The 15895-nt window shown below is 70.3% G+C and carries 16 protein-coding genes; 7 read left to right on the top strand and 9 right to left on the bottom strand.

What is annotated here, in order from left to right; genetic code table 11:
* Window positions 1-98 precede the first annotated feature (98 nt).
* The 3 genes from OG788_RS21575 (at window position 99) to OG788_RS21585 (ending at window position 2834) form a co-directional block, all read left to right on the top strand.
* On the top strand, window positions 99-1235 hold the full coding sequence (locus tag OG788_RS21575; RefSeq protein ID WP_406372836.1) for an ABC transporter ATP-binding protein: 1137 nt from the start codon (window positions 99-101) through the stop codon (window positions 1233-1235).
* A 233-nt stretch (window positions 1236-1468) separates the two neighbouring features.
* Window positions 1469-1918 (top strand): hypothetical protein, encoded by a 450-nt coding sequence (locus OG788_RS21580; RefSeq protein WP_356756727.1) that lies wholly within the window; start codon window positions 1469-1471, stop codon window positions 1916-1918.
* 184 nt (window positions 1919-2102) lie between these two features.
* Entirely contained in the window at window positions 2103-2834 is a 732-nt protein-coding gene (locus tag OG788_RS21585; RefSeq protein WP_351537242.1) for a nucleotidyltransferase family protein, read from the top strand.
* 122 nt (window positions 2835-2956) lie between these two features.
* Here OG788_RS21585 and OG788_RS21590 read toward each other — a convergent pair whose 3' ends face one another.
* The 6 genes from OG788_RS21590 to OG788_RS21615 all read right to left on the bottom strand — a co-directional run bounded on the left by OG788_RS21590 (window position 2957) and on the right by OG788_RS21615 (window position 9427).
* Entirely contained in the window at window positions 2957-4606 is a 1650-nt protein-coding gene (locus OG788_RS21590; protein ID WP_406372838.1) for a DoxX family membrane protein, read from the bottom strand.
* A gap of 117 nt (window positions 4607-4723) precedes the next feature.
* Window positions 4724-5668 (bottom strand): 23S rRNA (guanosine(2251)-2'-O)-methyltransferase RlmB, encoded by a 945-nt coding sequence (gene rlmB / locus OG788_RS21595; protein WP_351537236.1) that lies wholly within the window; start codon window positions 5666-5668, stop codon window positions 4724-4726.
* 118 nt (window positions 5669-5786) lie between these two features.
* A complete protein-coding gene (cysS, locus tag OG788_RS21600; protein WP_351537233.1) occupies window positions 5787-7187 on the bottom strand; it encodes a cysteine--tRNA ligase in 1401 nt (466 codons plus the stop codon).
* Window positions 7188-7327: 140 nt separating this feature from the next.
* Window positions 7328-7858, bottom strand: a complete 531-nt coding sequence (ispF, locus tag OG788_RS21605; RefSeq protein WP_406372841.1) for a 2-C-methyl-D-erythritol 2,4-cyclodiphosphate synthase — start codon at window positions 7856-7858, stop codon at window positions 7328-7330.
* Window positions 7848-8600 carry a 2-C-methyl-D-erythritol 4-phosphate cytidylyltransferase gene (ispD, locus tag OG788_RS21610; RefSeq protein ID WP_266760057.1) on the bottom strand — a complete coding sequence of 251 codons (753 nt, stop codon included), beginning with the start codon at window positions 8598-8600 and terminating at the stop codon, window positions 7848-7850. Before ispD ends, ispF begins: the two co-directional genes overlap by 11 nt.
* Before the next feature lie 344 nt (window positions 8601-8944).
* Window positions 8945-9427 (bottom strand): CarD family transcriptional regulator, encoded by a 483-nt coding sequence (locus OG788_RS21615; RefSeq protein WP_003953493.1) that lies wholly within the window; start codon window positions 9425-9427, stop codon window positions 8945-8947.
* A 748-nt stretch (window positions 9428-10175) separates the two neighbouring features.
* Between OG788_RS21615 and OG788_RS21620 the strand changes: the two genes are divergently transcribed.
* On the top strand, window positions 10176-10841 hold the full coding sequence (locus tag OG788_RS21620) for a DUF461 domain-containing protein (protein ID WP_406372843.1): 666 nt from the start codon (window positions 10176-10178) through the stop codon (window positions 10839-10841).
* Between the two features lie 226 nt (window positions 10842-11067).
* Here the strand turns inward: OG788_RS21620 and OG788_RS21625 are convergent, their stop codons facing one another.
* Entirely contained in the window at window positions 11068-11748 is a 681-nt protein-coding gene (locus tag OG788_RS21625; protein WP_043441515.1) for a response regulator transcription factor, read from the bottom strand.
* Window positions 11745-13022 (bottom strand): ATP-binding protein, encoded by a 1278-nt coding sequence (locus OG788_RS21630; RefSeq protein ID WP_351537219.1) that lies wholly within the window; start codon window positions 13020-13022, stop codon window positions 11745-11747. The genes OG788_RS21625 and OG788_RS21630 overlap by 4 nt, the downstream gene beginning before the upstream one ends.
* Before the next feature lie 242 nt (window positions 13023-13264).
* Between OG788_RS21630 and phoU the strand changes: the two genes are divergently transcribed.
* From phoU to OG788_RS21645, 3 genes are all read left to right on the top strand, one after another.
* Window positions 13265-13954, top strand: coding sequence for a phosphate signaling complex protein PhoU (phoU, locus tag OG788_RS21635; RefSeq protein WP_266760065.1), 690 nt, complete (start codon window positions 13265-13267; stop codon window positions 13952-13954).
* A gap of 268 nt (window positions 13955-14222) precedes the next feature.
* Window positions 14223-14375, top strand: a complete 153-nt coding sequence (locus tag OG788_RS21640) for a hypothetical protein (protein WP_351537215.1) — start codon at window positions 14223-14225, stop codon at window positions 14373-14375.
* A 290-nt stretch (window positions 14376-14665) separates the two neighbouring features.
* Complete coding sequence (locus tag OG788_RS21645) at window positions 14666-15196, top strand: HAD domain-containing protein (RefSeq protein ID WP_406372845.1); 531 nt, start codon at window positions 14666-14668, stop codon at window positions 15194-15196.
* 135 nt (window positions 15197-15331) lie between these two features.
* Here OG788_RS21645 and OG788_RS21650 read toward each other — a convergent pair whose 3' ends face one another.
* Window positions 15332-15697, bottom strand: a complete 366-nt coding sequence (locus tag OG788_RS21650; RefSeq protein WP_406372847.1) for a DUF805 domain-containing protein — start codon at window positions 15695-15697, stop codon at window positions 15332-15334.
* Window positions 15698-15895 lie beyond the last annotated feature (198 nt).

Below are 15895 nucleotides of genomic sequence, written 5' to 3' on the forward strand. Positions count from 1 at the left end.
TCATATGGACTACACCACTATGGGCGTTTCTGTAGTGGATCACCACCTTTACAACGGATCGTCCGGCACGTTCCTGCCGGTGAAGGGGGCCCATCACCATGGCCACTGTCTCGTTCAACAAGGCGACCCGCATCTACCCGGGTGGCGACAAGCCCGCCGTCGACCAGCTCGAGCTCGACGTCGCGGACGGCGAGTTCCTCGTCCTCGTCGGTCCCTCCGGCTGCGGAAAGTCCACCTCCCTGCGCATGCTCGCGGGTCTCGAGGACGTCAACGGCGGCTCGATCCACATCGGTGACCGCGACGTCACGCACCTGCCGCCCAAGGACCGGGACATCGCCATGGTGTTCCAGAACTACGCGCTGTACCCGCACATGACGGTCGCCGACAACATGGGCTTCGCGCTCAAGATCGCCGGCGTCAACAAGGCCGAGATCCGCCAGAAGGTCGAGGACGCGGCGAAGATCCTCGACCTCACCGAGTACCTCGGCCGCAAGCCGAAGGCCCTCTCCGGCGGTCAGCGCCAGCGTGTCGCCATGGGCCGCGCCATCGTGCGTGAGCCCCAGGTCTTCCTCATGGACGAGCCGCTGTCGAACCTCGACGCCAAGCTCCGCGTCTCCACCCGCACGCAGATCGCCTCGCTCCAGCGCCGCCTCGGCATCACCACGGTGTACGTCACCCACGACCAGGTCGAGGCCATGACCATGGGCGACCGTGTGGCCGTGCTCAAGGACGGTCTGCTCCAGCAGGTCGACTCGCCGCGCAACATGTACGACCGCCCGGCCAACCTCTTCGTCGCCGGCTTCATCGGCTCCCCGGCCATGAACCTGGTCGAGGTCCCGATCACCGACGGCGGCGTGAAGTTCGGCAACAGCGTCGTCCCGGTCAGCCGCGAGGCCCTCTCCGCCGCCGCCGACAGGGGCGACCGCACGGTCACCGTCGGCGTCCGCCCCGAGCACTTCGACGTCGTCGAGCACAACGGCGAGGCCGCCAAGTCCCTCACCAAGGACACCGAGGACGCCCCGGCCGGCCTGGCCGTCTCGGTGAACGTCGTCGAGGAGCTCGGCGCCGACGGTTACGTCTACGGTTCCGCCAAGGTCGGCGACGACCTCAAGGACCTCGTCGTCCGCGTCAGCGGCCGCGCCGTCCCGGACAAGGGCGCCACGCTGCACGTCGTGCCGCGTCCGGGCGAGATCCACGTGTTCTCCACCTCGACGGGCGAGCGCCTGTCCGACTGACGACCGCGTCGTCCGGGGGGAACGCACACCCCGTTAGGGTTGAATTCACCCAAGTTGACGAAGAAGGCCCCGCAGCCAGCTGCGGGGCCTTCTTCGTTGTCGACAAATACCCCGGCAGACCGGGCATTTCGATATCTGTACGTCAACGCCCTACCCCGAAAACACCCTCTCCCCATCCCCCGAACCGGTGACTAAATGTCGCCAAATCATCACCCCGCGCTACCCTCACTCGCGTGAAGCACTCCACCACTAACCAATCGACCCGGCGTGGCCGTGGCCCCGCCCGCCGGATCGGCCGCACCCTCGCCCTCGTTCTGCCTGTCGTCCTGGTGCTCTCCGGGACTCTCGCGGTCACCCGAGTCAACTGGTCGGGGAACCCCTCGAGCTCGGTGCTCACCGCGTCCTCCGAAGACGTCTCGACGCGAGCCGTCTCCCGTGCCCCGCAGGACGTCCTGCGCGACAAGCTGCTCCTGGAGCTCCAGGAGAAGAACCCGGGCGTCGCCCTCACCCACCTCCAGCAAGCGGTGAACGGCCGCCCGTCGCTGGCGAAGCACTGCGTCTCCATCGCCCGAGCCCTCGGCCGCGCCGCGGTCCGCGCGTACGGCCCGACCCGCGCGCAGTCCTTCGCCCGCCCCGTCTGCGACACATCGTTCGCCTCGGGGGTCGCGACCACCCACTTCTGAGGTCACCACCCCTTCTCGGGACACGCTCCCCTCGGAGGCACAGCTCCCTCCGAGGGGCACACCATGACGCGGCCGCCTTTTCCCGGCTTCGCGAATCACCCGATTCCGGGCCGCCCGGCAACAGCTGGTTAAGGAACGGTTGCCGCGGGAAGCCGCGTGCGGGGCCGCCACGTACAGTTCGGGCATGACCGATCCGAACGCCGCGTCGCGCCCCGTTCAAGCCGTTGTCCTGGCCGGCGGCCAAGGTTCCCGGCTGCGTCCCTACACCGACGACCGGCCGAAGCCGATGGTCGAGATCCCCGGCACCGGGACACCGATCATCGGCCACCAGCTGACCTGGCTCGCCGAGGAGGGCGTCACCGACGTCGTCGTCTCCTGCGGGCATCTCGCCGACGTCCTGCAGAAGTGGCTGGACTCGGCCGACCTCCCGGTCAACGTCACGACGGTCGTCGAGTCGGAGCCCCTCGGACGCGGCGGCGGCCTCAAGTACGCCGCGGCGCACCTCCCGCACCCCGACAGGCCCTGGTACGCGACGAACGGCGACATCTGGACCCGTTTCTCGCTGCGCGACATGGCGGACTTCCACGCCGAGCGCGACGCGGTCGCCACCCTCGCGCTCGCCCGCCCCCGCATCCCCTGGGGCGCCGTCCAGACGGACGGCTTCGGTCACATCACGGACTTCATCGAGGCCCCGCCCTCCACGTTCGAGATCAACGCGGGCGTCTACGTCTTCTCCCCGGAGTTCACCGAGATGCTCCCCGAGCGCGGTGACCACGAGCGCACGACTTTCCCCCGCCTGGCCCGCGAACGCCAGCTGGCCGGCTTCCCGATCCCGCACGGCGCCTACTGGCGCGCCATCGACACCGCCAAGGACCTCACGGAGGCGGCGAAGGAACTCGCCGCCCTGGGCCGCTAGGGACGCCCTCCCGGCCACACGCCCTCCCGGCCCCACGGGAGCAGCCCACGCACCACGGCAGGGCCCCGCACGCCTTCGTGCGGGGCCCTGCCGTCGTGTGCCGTGTCGCGTGGCCGAAGCCGTCAGCCCAGCAGGCCGCCCACCAGGCCCGGCTGGCCGCCGGTGGACGAGTTCCCGCCGGTGGAGGTGCCGCCCGTGGAACCGGCGCCGCCCGTACCTCCGGTGCCGCCGGTCGACGTGCCGCCGCTGTTGCTGGGGCCCGCGCTGGTGCTCGGGGCCTGGTCGACCGGCGAGGACTGCTGGGGCGGGGCCTGGCCGCTGCCCTGGGTCTGGCTGGGCTGCCCGCCGCCGACCTGGCCGGTCTCCTGGGCCGCGCCCGGTGTGGTGGCCGCCTGCGACGGGGTGGCGGAGGCGCTCCGGGTGGGCGTCCGGGAGGCCGAGGGGGTGGCCTTCTGGTGCCGCTCGCCGGGCGTCTCGGGGAGCGGGGAGCCGGGCAGTTCGTTGCGCGGCGCCTCTCCGGGGCCGGGGACGACGACCCGGCCGGAGTCGCGGACGGCGCCACCGAGAACCGAACCGATGAGCAGGGTGAGCCCGACGACGATGGTCGTGGCCAGCGCGCCGCGGCGCAGCACCCGCGCGCGCAGGTCCCAGATGTCGGCGCGCGGTCCGAGCGTGCGCCAGGCCTCACTGGCCAGCCGCCCGTCGACGGAGTAGACCGGGGCGCCCGCGATGATCAGCGGGGACCAGGCGGCGAGATAGATGATGTCGGGCGCGTCGTACGCGGGCACCGTCTTCCAGCTGACCGTGACGATGAGCGCCGCCGACAGCATCGCGCCGACGACGGCGGCCACCCGCTGCCACAGCCCGAGAACGGTCAGGACGCCGACGATGACCTGGAAGAAGGCGATGACGAGCCCGGAGCCGACGGGGTGCTGGAGCGCGAACTGCCGCAAAGGCTCGGCGACTTCCCACGGGTGCAGCGTGTTGAGCCACTTCACCATGGAGCCGCGCTTGCCGCCGTCGAAGTAGACGGGATCGCAGAGCTTGCCCATGCCGGCGTAGATGGAGATGAAGCCGAGGAAGACGCGCAGCGGGAGCAGCACGACACCGAGGTTCATCCGGCGGCCCGGGTGGTACGCGTGCCGGACCGGATCGGAACTCCGCCTGACGGGGGCGTCGTCCGCCGGCTCGTCGAGGTCGTCGTCCTCGAAGTCGGCGTCCGTGTAGGCCGGTTCGTCGTAGGCGCTGCCCACACTGCGCATCTGCGGCAGCAGTCGCTGTTCTTCGGCGACGGGATTGCGCTGGCTGCCGACGAGGGGCGTCTCGACCGTGTCGACGGTCAGATCGCCCGCGTAGCCGGACTGTTCGCCGATGCGCGGGATGACCTGGGTCGAGCCGGCGTCGGCCTTCGGCCCGCCGGGGCCGTGGGTCACACCCGCGCTCCGTACGGCCTGGAGCAGGCGGTGTGCGCCGGTGTCGTCCGGCGCGGACTTCCCGCTCCAGACGACGGGGGCGCGGCGGCGGGCCGCGCCCGCTCTGCCCGGCGCACCCGCGACGGGAATCCGCGAGGGGTCGCCGGGGCTCAAGTGCCGTGCGATGCGCGGGGACTGGCCCCGCGACGCGCCCCCCAGCTGGACGCGGAAGCTCGCATGATTGACGATGACCTGCGCCGGATCGCTCGGCACCTTCACCATGCTCAGCGCGGGAACGTCGTCGAATCCCGACGAGCGGTCCCCCGTGGGTGTGCGGGGTGTTCTGGTGTCCACACTCATCTAACCGAGTGACGTGTGGTTAGGACACTGCTTTGACCACGCCGATGTGTCCGGACCGCGTCAAGATCGTCCAGAACATCCCTATTGCCCCACGGGGGTGACCGCCAGGACGTTTGTTCAGGCGCGTCGCCGCGCTGCCTCGTAGAGCACAACTCCCGCCGCCACACCGGCGTTCAGCGATTCCGCGCCACCGGGCATCGGAATCCGCACCCGGAAGTCGCAGGTCTCGCCCACCAGTCGGGACAGGCCCTTGCCCTCACTGCCGACGACGATGACGACGGGGCCACCGAGGGCCTCCAGCTCACCGACCTCGACCTCGCCGTCCGCGGCGAGTCCGACCACGACGAGGCCGGCCTTCTTGTACGACTCGAGGGCCCGCGTCAGGTTGGAGGCGCGGGCGACGGGCGTACGGGCGGCGGCACCGGCCGACGTCTTCCAGGCACCGGCGGTCATGCCGGCCGCGCGCCGCTCGGGCACGACGACGCCGTGGCCGCCGAAGGCGGAGGCGGAACGGACGACCGCTCCGAGGTTGCGCGGGTCGGTCACCCCGTCGAGGGCGACGATCAGCGGGTCCTGGCCCTCGTCGTACGCGGCGGCGGCGAGGTCCTCGGGGTGCGCGTACTCGTACGGCGGGACCTGGAGGACGAGGCCCTGGTGGTTGAGCCCGTTGGTCATGCGGTCCAGCTCGGGACGCGGGGCCTCCATCAGGTGGATGCCGCCGCGCTCGGCGACGAGCTGGAGCGCCTCACGGACCCGCTCGTCGTTGTCGATGAACTGCTGCACGTACAGCGTCATCGCGGGGACGCCCTCGCGCAGCGCCTCGACGACGGAGTTGCGCCCGACGACCATCTCGGACGTGCCCTTGCCGCCACGGCCCTTGGGGTGGGCGGGGCGGCGGACGATCTGCTTCGCCTTGGCGTTGGCGACGCGGTTCTTCTTGTGACCCTTGCGCGCCTCGGCGGGCGGGGTCGGACCCTTGCCTTCCAGGCCCCGGCGTCGCTGGCCGCCACTGCCGACCTGCGCGCCCTTCTTGCCGGACATGCGGCGGTTGTTAGCAGCCATGACCTACCTGTCTGTGTGAGACGTGCGTGCGTACGTAATGAAGTGTGCCGCCCGGAGGTCCGGGCGGCACAATCGATCAAGGCCGACGGAGGTCGGCCGTGTCCGCCGGAGCGGCCTCTCAGCGCGGTCCGAGCGTCCAGCGCGGCCCCTGCGGGCCGTCCTCGATCGCCAGGCCCGACTGGTTGAGCTGGTCGCGGATGGCGTCCGCGGTGGCCCAGTCCTTACGGGTGCGGGCGGCCTCGCGCTGGTCGAGGACCATCCGCACGAGGGTGTCGACGACGCCGTGCAGATCCTCGCCGCGGTCGCCCTCGCCGGCCCACTGCGGGTCGAGCGGGTCGAGTCCGAGGACGCCGAGCATGGCCCGCACCTCGGCGAGGCGCGCCACGGCGGCTTCCTTGTCGTCGGCGGCCAGCGCGGAGTTCCCCTGCCGGACCGTCGTGTGCACGATGGCCAGCGCCTGCGGGACGCCCAGGTCGTCGTCCATCGCCTCGGCGAACGCGGGCGGCACCTCGGTGGAGGGCTCGACGACGCCCCCCGCCTTCTCGACGACCCGCTGAACGAAGCCCTCGATGCGCGCGAACGCCGACTCGGCCTCCCGCAGCGCCTCTTCGCTGTACTCGATCATCGAACGGTAGTGCGGGGTGCCGAGGTAGTAGCGGAGCACGATCGGACGCCACGCCTTGACCATCTCGGAGACGAGCACCGAGTTCCCGAGGGACTTCGACATCTTCTCGCCGCTCATGGTGACCCAGGCGTTGTGCACCCAGTACTTCGCGAACTCGTCGCCGAAGCCCTTGGCCTGCGCGATCTCGTTCTCGTGGTGCGGGAAGATCAGGTCGATCCCGCCGCCGTGGATGTCGAAGGCGCTGCCCAGGTACTTGTGGGCCATGGCCGAGCACTCCAGGTGCCAGCCCGGACGGCCCCGGCCCCAGGGCGTCTCCCAGCTCGGCTCGCCCGGCTTCACGGCCTTCCACATGGCGAAGTCACGCGGGTCCCGCTTGCCGGTCTCGCCCTCGCCCGAGGGCTGGAGCAGGTTGTCGAGCTCCTGGTTGGAGAGCTGGAGATACCCGTCGTACGACCGCACGTCGAAGTAGACGTTCCCGTCGGCCGCGTACGCGTGACCGCGCTCGATGAGCCCGCGCATCATCTCGATCATCTCGGGGATGTGCCCGGTCGCCCGCGGTTCGTACGTGGGCGGCAGGCAGCCGAGCGCGTCGTAACCGTCGTTGAAGGCGCGCTCGTTGTCGTAGCCGATGGACCACCAGGGGCGGCCCTGGTCGGCCGACTTGGCGATGATCTTGTCGTCGATGTCCGTGACGTTCCTGATGAACGTCACGTCATAGCCGCGGTACTCGAACCAGCGGCGCATGATGTCGAAGTTGAGGCCCGAGCGGATGTGCCCGATGTGCGGTGCGGCCTGCACGGTCGCGCCACAGAGGTAGATCGAGACGCAACCCGGCACGAGCGGGGTGAAGTCACGGATCTGCCGGGCGCTGGTGTCGTACAGGCGAATAGTCACCACTCCAGGGTAGTGGGCCCTGGGTAGTGCCCCGCGACCCTTCCTCCGCAAGGGCCACGTATTCGTGACATACGGGGGGACCACCCGCCCCGTCCGGCCGTCGAGGACGAGCCTTTCGGGCGAACGGGGCCCCTCCGGCCTCAGCCCGTCCGGACGACCAGTGCCGTGGCGACCGCCATCAACCCCTCGTCCCGGCCCGGGAAACCGAGCCCGTCCGTCGTGGCTCCCGACACCGACACCGGCGCCCCCACCGCGTCCGACAGGATCTTCTGGGCCTCGTCCCGCCGCTTGCCGATCTTCGGGCGGGGTCCGACGACCTGGACCGCGACATTGCCGACGGTGAAGCCGGCCTCGCGGACGATCCGCGCCGCCTCCGTCAGCAGCACGACCCCCGACGCCCCGGACCACTCCGGGCGCCCGGTGCCGAAATGGGCCCCGAGGTCACCGAGGCCCGCCGCCGAGAACAGCGCGTTGCAGGCGGCGTGCGCGACGACGTCCGCGTCGGAGTGCCCGGCGAGACCGGGCCCCTCCCCCTCCCACTTCAGACCGGCACACCACAGCTCCCGCCCTTCCTCGAAGGCGTGGATGTCGGTGCCGATCCCGACGAGCGGGATCACCGGCCCCTGGGCCGGGCTCCGGCCCGCCGTCCGCGCCGGAGTCTCAGAACCCATCGTTCAGCCTCCGCCGCGCGAGAACCGCCTCCGCCAGCACGAGATCCAGCGGCCGCGTCACCTTGAACGCCTCCTCGTGCCCGGGCACGACCACGACCGGCACACCCAGCTGCTCGACCATGCTCGCGTCGTCGGTCACGTTGTCGGTGACGGTCTCGTGGGCCCGCAGCAGCGTCTCGCGGTCGAAGCCCTGGGGCGTCTGCACGGCACGCAGCCGCGCGCGTTCGGGCGTGGCCACGACCGGCTCGGGCTCCCCGGCGACGGCCGCGGGCTCGACCTCCTTGACGGTGTCGGCGAGCGGCAGCGCCGGTACGACGGCGGGGGCGCCGTCCCGTACGGCCTCGATGACGGCGTCCACGGTGTCGACGGGGACGAGCGGCCGGGCCGCGTCGTGCACGAGGACGATGTCGATACCGGGCGGCAGCGCGTCGAGCCCGTACTTCACGGATTCCTGGCGGCTGTCACCGCCCGGGACGACGAGGAAGTCGGTGCGGTCCGGCAGCGCGTGCGCGTCGAGCAGCGTCTTCACCTCGGCCGCGCCGTCCGGCGGAGCCACGACGACGACCAGGGAGACGGCACGGGACGCGGCCATAGCGCGGACCGCGTGGATGAGCATGGGCGTGCCGTTCAGCGCGCGGAGCGCCTTGGGGGCGCCCGGACCGAGGCGCACACCTCGTCCGGCGGCCGGAATCACGGCGGCGGTACGGGCCCCCGACGGCGAAGGGAGCGAAACGTCAGACATCGGTTCCTGTCAGGTTTGTGTGCTCGACCGGTATGGGTATGGCCTGGGGGTACCCCCTGCTCGGCGAGCTGGGGGAGTGCCGGGCGCGACGCCTGACCGGACCCTTCCGTGACATCCGGTCGAGCCGACTGCCCGGGTCGGCACCCCAAGTATCGGATACGCCGGTATACCGCGGGAAAGCCGATGCCGGGTGAACGTCCGGTTTACCGAATGGCGCGGGTACGAACATGCCGCAGCGCCCGGCGACAGCAATTGCGTCATCGGGCACCGCGGCATTTCATTGCGCAACTGCGCGGGCTTGTGCGTACGTCAAGACAGCGGGCGTCTCGGCGACTGAGCCGGCGTCAGGACGCGAGAACCTCGTCGAGCAGGGCCTCGGCCTTGTCCTCGTTGGTGTTCTCCGCGAGGGCGAGCTCGCTCACCAGAATCTGGCGCGCCTTGGCGAGCATGCGCTTCTCACCTGCGGAGAGTCCGCGCTCGCGCTCACGACGCCACAGGTCACGCACGACTTCCGCGACCTTGATGACATCGCCGGAGGCGAGCTTCTCCAGATTTGCCTTGTAGCGACGCGACCAGTTCGTGGGCTCCTCGGCGTACGGCGCGCGCAGCACCTCGAAGACCCGGTCCAGCCCGTCCTGACCGACCACATCACGTACGCCGACGAACTCCGCATTGTCCGCTGGCACACGTACCGTCAGGTCACCCTGGGCGACCTTCAGCACCAAGTAGGTCTTGTCCACGCCTTTGATCTGGCGAGTTTCGATGGCCTCGATCAGCGCGGCCCCGTGATGGGGATAGACCACGGTGTCGCCAACCTTGAACGTCATGTGACAGGTACCCCTTCCGTGGCTATCCAGAGTAACACGGAAACGGCGTCTTCTGAATGGCGTTTTCGCAGGTCAGGGCATATCTCGGGGCTTGACAACCGCAACAGGAACGTGCTGCGAGGGGCGAGCGGAAGAGGGTATTCGCAGGTCGGAGCGGCTGTCCCCGCGGAGTGAAACGCGCACGTTACACACACCCGGAGTCCGTGACCAAGGTCCGAACATCCCGTTTTGTCCGGCCTCAAGAGCGCGACTTCCGCTACTCCGTTCGACGGACGGAGCCGAGTACGAGACGAATCCGGAATTGATCAAGACGTTCGATGATCACCCGCTGATCCACCCCGGATGGCCTCGTGATCCATTTCCCGGAGAGCCGGGCATTCATTCCACGAAATGCGCAAGCCTAAGACTGCGGAACTTATGTGAATGGCGGACGGGCGCGCGATCAAAGTAGCGGAAGGGCCCCGGGGGCAGGGTGCGAAGAGCGGGGCGCACACCCGGCGCAAGGGAGCCCGCGGCCGCACCCCCGCTGCGGCCCGTCCCCACCCCGAGCTCCCCGGGCCGCCCCGGGCCCCCGGAGCGACCGGAACGCCCCTTCGTCACCCCTCCTACGAGCAAAGTCGGCGGTTGGGGAGGGTCGGGTGCGGTCGCGCGGGAACGGATCGGTAACCTAAGGCCGCTGACAGACCCTTAGGGCGGCTTTACACAGAAGTCGTCCTGCTTCGCCCACGTTCAAGGAGTTGCCGCCGCCGTGAGCAGCAGCCTTCGACGCGGCGCTCTCGCCGCCGCCGTCATCGCGTTCTCGATCGCCTCACTCGCCGCGTGCGGTGCCGGCAACAACGCCCAGACGCTGGAGGTCAAGCCGGACAACGCGGCCACCTCCGTGGGCGACATCCAGGTCCAGAACGCCCTCGTCATCACCCAGCCCGACGTGAAGGCCACCGGTCCGGCGGTGATCTCCGCGACGCTGTTCAACAACGGCACCACCGCGCAGACCGTGGACTCGATCAAGGTCGAGGGCGAGGGCACGGCCCAGATCACGCCCGCCGGCGGCAAGGGCAAGCTGACCGTCCCGGCCGGCGGCTCGATCGTCATCGGCGGCGAGGGCAACGCCTCCGCGGCGCTGGCCAGCCCCTCCGAGACCGTCCTGAACGGCAGCGTCCAGAAGGTCACCTTCGGCTTCAGCAAGACCGGCGACGTGAGCCTGAGCGCCTTCGTCGTCCCGGCCGAGAGCTACTTCTCCAAGTACGGTCCGAGCGACATCCCCGCGGCGCCGTCCGAGGCCGCGTCCACCTCGCCGTCCGAGTCGGCCACGGGCTCCCCGTCCTCGTCCGCGTCGGGCGAGCCGGGCACCACCGCGTCGTCGAGCGCGACCGGCACCGCCAAGGCGTCGGCGTCGGAGTCCGCCGGCCAGTGACGTGAGGCGGGCGGGCCCGCACCGGGCCCGTACGCGCTCCCGGCGGTCGTCGGTGGGCGCACCGGCGGCACAGTCGGCGTACCGTCCGCACCCGTCCGTACACACGAAGGGCGGGACCCCTTGCAAGGGGTCCCGCCCTTCGTGCTGCTTACGTCGTGTTCTGTGTCGCGTTCCGTGTCGCGCTCTGTGGTGCGCTGTCAGGCACGCGCGTGTAGGTGGGGCCGGTCTACGGCTCGAACTTGTAGCCGAGACCGCGCACGGTCACCAGGTACCGGGGCGCGCCCGGGTCCGGCTCGATCTTCGCGCGCAGACGCTTGACGTGAACGTCGAGGGTCTTGGTGTCACCGACGTAGTCGGCACCCCAGACCCGGTCGATGAGCTGCATCCGGGTCAGGACGCGGCCCGCGTTGCGCAGCAGCATCTCCAGGAGGTCGAACTCCTTCAGCGGGAGGTCGACCTTGGAGCCCGAGACGGTGACCACGTGACGGTCGACGTCCATCCGGACGGGACCGGCCTCGAGGGCCGCCGGGGCGACCTCCTCCGGCTCCCCGCGGCGGCGCAGCACGGCCCGGATGCGGGCGACCAGCTCCCGGGAGGAGAAGGGCTTGGTGACGTAGTCGTCGGCTCCTATTTCGAGCCCGACGACCTTGTCGATCTCGCTGTCCTTGGCGGTCACCATGATCACCGGGACGTTGGAGCGGCCGCGCAGCTGGCGGCACACCTCCGTGCCGGGCAGGCCCGGCAGCATCAGGTCGAGGAGAACGAGGTCGGCGCCGTTGCGCTCGAACTCGTCGAGTCCGTCGGGCCCGGTGGTCGCGATGGCGACCTCGAAGCCCTCCTTGCGGAGCATGTACGACAGGGCGTCGGAGAAGGACTCCTCGTCCTCGACGACGAGCACACGGGTCACGGAAGGACCTCCGGGGCAGGAAGCGGTTCGTACGGGGATGTGACGGTGGTCGTCCCGTCGGGCTGCACGGACTCGTCCTCTTCGTCGAGTCCGGGCATGTGGTGATCGGTCACGCGTTCGCGGGCCGCACTCGCCTCCGGCAGCCGCAGGGTGAACGTGGAGCCCTGACCCTCGGAGCTCCACACCGTGACCTCCCCGCCGTGCGAGGCGGCCACGTGTTTGACGATGGCCAGCCCGAGGCCCGTACCGCCGGTGGCACGGGAGCGGGCCGGATCGACGCGGTAGAAGCGCTCGAAGATGCGCTCCTTGTCCTTGTCGGAGATGCCGATGCCCTGGTCGGTCACGGCGATCTCGATGTGTTCCCCACCGGGCGCCGTCACCCGGCGGGCGGCTATCCCGACGCGGGTGCGGGCGGGTGAGTAGTTGACGGCGTTCTCGACGAGGTTGCCGAGGGCGGCGGCCAGCTGGCCCCGGTTCCCGAACAGGCTCAGGTCGGCGGTGCCGCCGGCCGCCATGGTGATCTGCTTCGTGCCGGCCTGGTGGCGGCAGCGGTCGATCGCCTCGGCGACCAGCTCGTCGACCCGGACCGGCTCGGCGTCCTCGAGTGGATCGTCGTTCTGGACCCTCGACAGGTCGATGAGCTCCTGGACGAGGTTGGTGAGCCGGGTGGCCTCTATCTGCATGCGCCCGGCGAAACGCTCGACGGCCTCCGGATCGTCCGAGGCGTCCATGACGGCCTCGGAGAGCAGGGAGAGCGCTCCGACGGGTGTCTTGAGCTCATGACTCACGTTCGCCACGAAGTCGCGCCGTACGGCTTCGATGCGGCGCGCCTCCGTCAGGTCCTCCACGAGCAGGAGGACGAGCCGCGATCCGAGGGGCGCCACACGCGCGGAGACGGCGAGGGCCTCACCCCTCCCCGTCCCCCTTCTCGGCAGGTCCAGCTCCACCTGACGTATCTCCCCGTCACGACGGGTGTCACGCGCCATGTGGAGCATCGGTTCGACGGCCAGTTTGCCGCCGCGCACCAGTCCGAGGGCGTACGCCGCCGAACTGGCCTTGACCACGGCGTCCGCTTCGTCGAGTACGACCGCCGAGGACCTGAGCACGGACAGCACGGTGTCGACACCCGGTGGAAGCACCGCGTCCGTGTGCAGAGAAGTGCGGGTCGGGCGTTTCTGGTCGCGCTCGCTCCAGCGGAACGCCAGCATGGCGATGACACCGGTAAGTACTCCGGCGATCGCTGCCGCTGCGGCGACCGCCGCGTTCACGTCCATGCACCCAGGTTAGGCATGCCGTCGCTCCTGGCCACAGCCATCCGAGTGGGACCTCGAACACTCGTCGCCCAGAGTTCACCCAGGAGCCAGTAGTGGTTCATTTGTGGTGCCGGAAACGGACGCGTACAGGCCTGACCGTGGGAACGTGGGGTTCACGGGTCCGTCCGGCGGCCGTACGGCCGCCGGAACAGCCAGGTCCCGGACCCCGGGCCCCGAAGTTGACGTAGGAGAGGGACAACCACATGCGTGACGCGTATCACGAGGAACTTGACTCGATCGGAGACGGCCTGGTCGAGATGGCCCGGCTCGTCGGGTCGGCGATCGGGCGCGCCACGACGGCGATCCTGGACTCCGATCTGAAGCTGGCCGAGAGCGTGATCGCTGCCGACCAGAGGGTCGACGATCTTCAGCACGAGCTGGAGGCGCGGGCGATAGCCCTGCTGGCCCGCCAGCAGCCGGTGGCGACGGATCTCCGTATCGTCGTCACCTCGCTCCGTATGTCGGCCGACCTGGAGCGCTCCGGCGACCTGGCCCAGCACGTGGCCAAGCTGGCCCGGCTGCGCTTCCCGGACCGCGCCGTCCCGCACGACCTGCACGCCACGATCCTGGAGATGGGCCAGCTCGCCCAGCGCCTGATGGCGAAGGCCGCCGAGGTCATCATCACCAAGGACGTCGACCTGGCGATGCAGCTGGAGCAGGACGACGACGAGATGGACCTCCTGCACCGCACGCTCTTCCAGCACCTGCTGGACGACAAGTGGCAGCACGGCATCGAGACCGCCGTCGACGTCACCCTGCTCGGCCGCTACTACGAGCGCTTCGCCGACCACGCCGTCTCGGTCGCCAAGCGCGTGGTCTACCTGGTCACCGGCGAGCACGCCGACGAACTCCAGCAGGACATCCAGCCGGTCACGGGGGTGGAGGGGGCCTAGCTCTCTCCGGCCGACGGGCGGCCCCGAGCCTGGGCCCGCCCGTCCGTCTCTTCCCCTCCCCATCTCCCTCCCCGCCTCCCTCCCCCTCCTCTGCGGGGGAGGGAGGCGGGTTCGGTTCCCGGCCCGCCCCCGCGTGGGATGCGACTCCCGGGCGCGCGGGACGCCTCAGTGCGCCGTTGATGCGCCTGCCCGGGTGGGCATGAGATGGGCGACAGGAACTGTGCGGCGCAGCGTGCCTCGCACGCTTCCGTGCCTGAAGGAGGGACCCATGGCCGAATCCCCCAGCACGCCCGACCCGACGCGGGACCGCGACACCCAACAGCCCGCCGAGATCAAGAGTCTCCCTTTGTTCGGCGCCTGCGGCTGCGGCTCCGGCTGCGGCTGCGGCTGCCAGTCGGGCAACCCCTGCCAGTGCGGCTGATCACCTACGTACGTACAGAAGGGCCCCGTCATCACGACGGGGCCCTTCGCGCTCGTCGGCGCACCGACCGGCACCTCCGCCCAGATCGCCCCGGCGGCGAATCGAGGCGACAGGGCGGCTGAGGGCTCGTACTCTCCGGAGCTGAGAGGGACGGGGAGCGCGATGACGGAGTACGTCTTTCCGGTGTGCGGCGAGGTGCCCCTGGATGCGGCCGGGGCGGCGGTCCCGGCTCTTCGTGACGGCCCGGCTCTTCGTGACGCGGAAGCACGCGCGGAAGCCGGGGAGCAGGGGTGAAGCGCCCCGTCCTCTTCCTCGATGTCGACGGCCCCCTCATCCCGTTCGGTCCGTCAACCGGTCGGGAGCGGATTCCCGACCCGGGCTCCGAAGCGTTCCCTGATCTGGGGAATCCGCTGCTCGGGCGGCTCGACCCGTCCGTGGGGCCGCGTCTGTCGGCGCTGGGGTGCGACCTGGTCTGGGCCACGACCTGGATGGACGAGGCGAACGCGTCCGTCGGCCCACGGCTCGGGCTGCCTCGGCTGCCCGTGGTGGAGTGGCCCGAGGACTCCCCCGAGGACGGCCCTCGCGGCCTGCACTGGAAGACCCGCACCCTCGTGGAGTGGGCGGACCGGCGGCCGTTCATCTGGGTCGACGACGAGATCGGCCCCGTGGACCGGCTCTGGGTCGCCGCGCAGCACCAGGGCCCTTCGCTGCTTCACCGCGTCGACCCGGCCGCGGGCCTCGAGGAGGACGACTTCTCCGTCCTCGCCGACTGGCTCCGCACGACCCTGCCCGACCTCGCCCCGGGAAGAACGGACGGCTAGGCCTGCCCGGGACCCGTCCGGGATCTGCCCCGGATCTGTCCGGACCTGTCCGGGATCTGTCCGGCCGGATCTGCCGGTGGACACAGTTCGCCGGATCTGCCGGTGGAAACAGCTCAGTGCGTGCCGCCGGAAAGGTCAGACGTGCGCGCCGATGTACTTCGGCGGCGCCCCGTACTCGTTCTCTCCGGGCCGGCTCTCGGTGCAGTGGAAGACCAGCAGGACGAAGTGGCCGACGACCGGGATCAGCCCGAGGAGGAGCCACCAACCGGTGCGACCCGTGTCGTGCAGGCGGCGGACGCTCACGGCGAGCGCGGGGAGGAACATCGCAAGCCAGAAGAGCGCAAAGGGACTGTAGGGCGGACCGAGGTCCAGCGCGGCTCCGGCCGCGAGCAGCACCACGCCGATCGCGTAGTTGACGAGGCCGAACATCCAGTATTCGGCGCGACGCGCCCGCCCGCCGAACGTCGCGTACTTCCGGAGCGCGTCTACGTACCAGTGCATGTCGTGTCCCCACGGCCGACTTCGGACACCCGTCTTGAAGTGATCGAACATGCGGAACCTACGGTCCTGTCCAGTGCAGGTCAAGACACCTCCGCCCCCCTCACGGACGTCACCGTGAGGCCCCTGTTCCCCTACGGCCACCTGCGCGGTTACGGTGGCGCAACTGTCGTGAAGGAACGTGAGGTTCCCGTTCCGCGT

The sequence above is a fragment of the Streptomyces sp. NBC_00647 genome (assembly GCF_045207245.1).
Classification (GTDB): domain Bacteria; phylum Actinomycetota; class Actinomycetes; order Streptomycetales; family Streptomycetaceae; genus Streptomyces.

Bases quoted from the DNA above. Each gene is read 5' to 3' on its own strand.
- rlmB (WP_351537236.1), bottom strand. From the start codon at position 5,668: ATGGCTGCTAACAACCGCCGCATGTCCGGCAAGAAGGGCGCGCAGGTC.
- ispD (WP_266760057.1), bottom strand. From the start codon at position 8,600: ATGTCTGACGTTTCGCTCCCTTCGCCGTCGGGGGCCCGTACCGCCGCC.
- OG788_RS21640 (WP_351537215.1), top strand. From the start codon at position 14,223: ATGGCCGAATCCCCCAGCACGCCCGACCCGACGCGGGACCGCGACACC.
- OG788_RS21650 (WP_406372847.1), bottom strand. From the start codon at position 15,697: ATGCACTGGTACGTAGACGCGCTCCGGAAGTACGCGACGTTCGGCGGG.
- OG788_RS21585 (WP_351537242.1), top strand. From the start codon at position 2,103: ATGACCGATCCGAACGCCGCGTCGCGCCCCGTTCAAGCCGTTGTCCTG.
- phoU (WP_266760065.1), top strand. From the start codon at position 13,265: ATGCGTGACGCGTATCACGAGGAACTTGACTCGATCGGAGACGGCCTG.
- OG788_RS21575 (WP_406372836.1), top strand. From the start codon at position 99: ATGGCCACTGTCTCGTTCAACAAGGCGACCCGCATCTACCCGGGTGGC.
- OG788_RS21630 (WP_351537219.1), bottom strand. From the start codon at position 13,022: ATGGACGTGAACGCGGCGGTCGCCGCAGCGGCAGCGATCGCCGGAGTA.
- OG788_RS21615 (WP_003953493.1), bottom strand. From the start codon at position 9,427: ATGACGTTCAAGGTTGGCGACACCGTGGTCTATCCCCATCACGGGGCC.
- OG788_RS21590 (WP_406372838.1), bottom strand. From the start codon at position 4,606: ATGAGTGTGGACACCAGAACACCCCGCACACCCACGGGGGACCGCTCG.
- ispF (WP_406372841.1), bottom strand. From the start codon at position 7,858: ATGGGTTCTGAGACTCCGGCGCGGACGGCGGGCCGGAGCCCGGCCCAG.